This is a genomic window from Micromonospora sp. NPDC051296, assembly GCF_040682255.1.
Taxonomy (GTDB): Bacteria; Actinomycetota; Actinomycetes; order Mycobacteriales; family Micromonosporaceae; genus Micromonospora; species Micromonospora craterilacus.
In genome coordinates, this window is the sequence record NZ_JBFBAO010000611.1 from 1 (window position 1) to 2,084 (window position 2,084).

Annotated in this window: 1 protein-coding gene and 1 pseudogene; both read left to right on the top strand. The window is 67.9% G+C overall.

Going from position 1 to position 2,084, the window contains the following annotated elements; genetic code table 11:
• Window positions 1-841, top strand: a pseudogene (locus tag AB0M52_RS33475) (L-arabinose isomerase); the annotation flags it as partial.
• Between the two features lie 323 nt (window positions 842-1,164).
• On the top strand, window positions 1,165-2,084 hold a 920-nt coding region (locus AB0M52_RS33480; RefSeq protein ID WP_363961850.1), incomplete at its 3' end, for an RICIN domain-containing protein.

Below are 2,084 nucleotides of genomic sequence, written 5' to 3' on the forward strand. Positions count from 1 at the left end.
CGACGCGCAGGTGGACGACCTGGTCAAGGAGTACGACGACACCTACCGCGTCGTCGCCGCGTTGCGGCCCGGCGGTGAGCGGCACGACTCGCTGCGGTACGCCGCCCGGCTGGAGCTGGGCCTGCGTACGTTCCTGGACGGTGGCGGGTTCCGCGCGTTCACCACGAACTTCGAGGACCTCGGCGGACTGCGGCAGCTGCCCGGGATCGCCGTGCAGCGGCTCATGGCCGACGGGTACGGCTTCGGGGGTGAGGGGGACTGGAAGACCTCCGTGCTGGTCCACACGTTGAAGGCGATGTCGGTCGGGGCCGAGGGCGGCACCTCGTTCATGGAGGACTACACCTACGACCTCACCCCCGGTGAGGAGGTGGTGCTCGGCGCGCACATGCTCGAGGTGTGCCCGACGATCGCCGCCGGTGTGCCGAAGGTGGAGATCCACCCGTTGAGCATCGGCGGCCGGGAGGACCCGGTCCGGCTCGTCTTCGATGCCGAACCCGGCCCGGCTGTGGTGCTCGGCCTGGCGGACATGGGTGAGCGGTTCCGGCTGGTGGCCAACGAGGTCGACGTGGTGACCCCGCCGCAGCCGTTGCCGCGGCTGCCGGTGGCTCGGGCCGTCTGGCGGCCCCGCCCGCACCTGGCCGGCTCGGCCGAGGCGTGGATCACCGCGGGCGCGCCGCACCACACCGTGCTGTCCCAGGCGGTGGGCGTGGAGGAGCTGCACGACCTGGCCGAGATGAGCCGTACCGAACTCCTGGTCATCGACGCCGACACCGAGCCTCGCCGGTTCGCCGACGAGATCCGGTGGAATCAGGCGTACTACCGGCTCGCCCGGGGGTTCTGACCGCGACACCGCGCCGGCGTGCCGGGTCTGCCCCAGGGGCGGACCCGGCACGCTTTGTCGCGTCGAGTTGTCGCGTCGAGTTGTCGCGTCGAGCCGATTGGTGTGCTCCGTGACGAGGTGTTATCGTTCACAGTCGATAGTGAAGACGGACGATATCTGTGCCTGCCGGGCCGCCTCACGTCGCTTCACAGCTAATGATCATGTGACCTCTCCCTGGGCAGAGGGGTCGATGTTAGCGATCACAACTCTCGGTGAGCGGGACGTTTCGCCGCGGCAGCGGCCGCCCCGCGTGATCGTTCGACTCTCATTCCTGAAGGAGGATCATGGTTGCCATTGGCGAGGTTTCGTCGGCTGCGCCGCGTCGGCGTGGCTGGTTGTCGCGGGTCGCTGCCGCGGTTGTGGCGGTGGTGGTGGGGGGCACGCTGGTGGCCGTGACGCCGTCGCCGGCGACGGCCGCGACGGTGGATACGAATGCCTGGTACGTGTTGGTGAATCGCAACAGTGGTAAGGCGTTGGACGTCTACAACCTGGCGACGAATGACGGGGCGCGGATCACGCAGTGGGCGCGTAACGACGGGGCGTGGCAGCAGTGGCAGTTCGTCGATTCGGGTGGCGGCTACTACCGGTTGAAGTCGCGGCACTCGGGCAAGGTGTTGGACGTCTACAACTGGTCGACGGCCAACGGTGCGGCGATTGTGCAGTGGGCTGACGGTAACGGTGCGAATCAGCAGTTCCGGCTGGCGGATTCGGCTGGTGGTTATGTGCGGTTGATCAACCGCAACTCGAACAAGGTGGTGGAGGTGCAGAACGCCTCGACGGCCGACGGCGGCAACGTCGTGCAGTACGACGACTTCAACGGCACGCACCAGCAGTGGCAGCTGATCCAGGTCGGCGGCGGAGGCAACCCCGGTACCCCTGGCGGCAACTTCACCAACCCGGTGGTCTGGCAGGACGTCGCCGACGTCGACATCATCCGGGTCGGCGACGTCTACTACCTGTCCGCCTCCACCATGCACTACTCGCCGGGCGCCCCGGTGCTGCGCTCGTACGACCTGGTGAACTGGGAGTTCGCCGGGCACTCGGTGCCCCGGCTCGACTTCGGCACCAAGTACGACCTGCCCAGCGGGCAACAGGCGTACGTGGACGGCATCTGGGCCTCCACGCTGAACTACCGGCCGAGCAACCGGACGTTCTACTGGGCCGGGTGCATCGACTTCTCGCAGACCCACATCTACACCGCCGC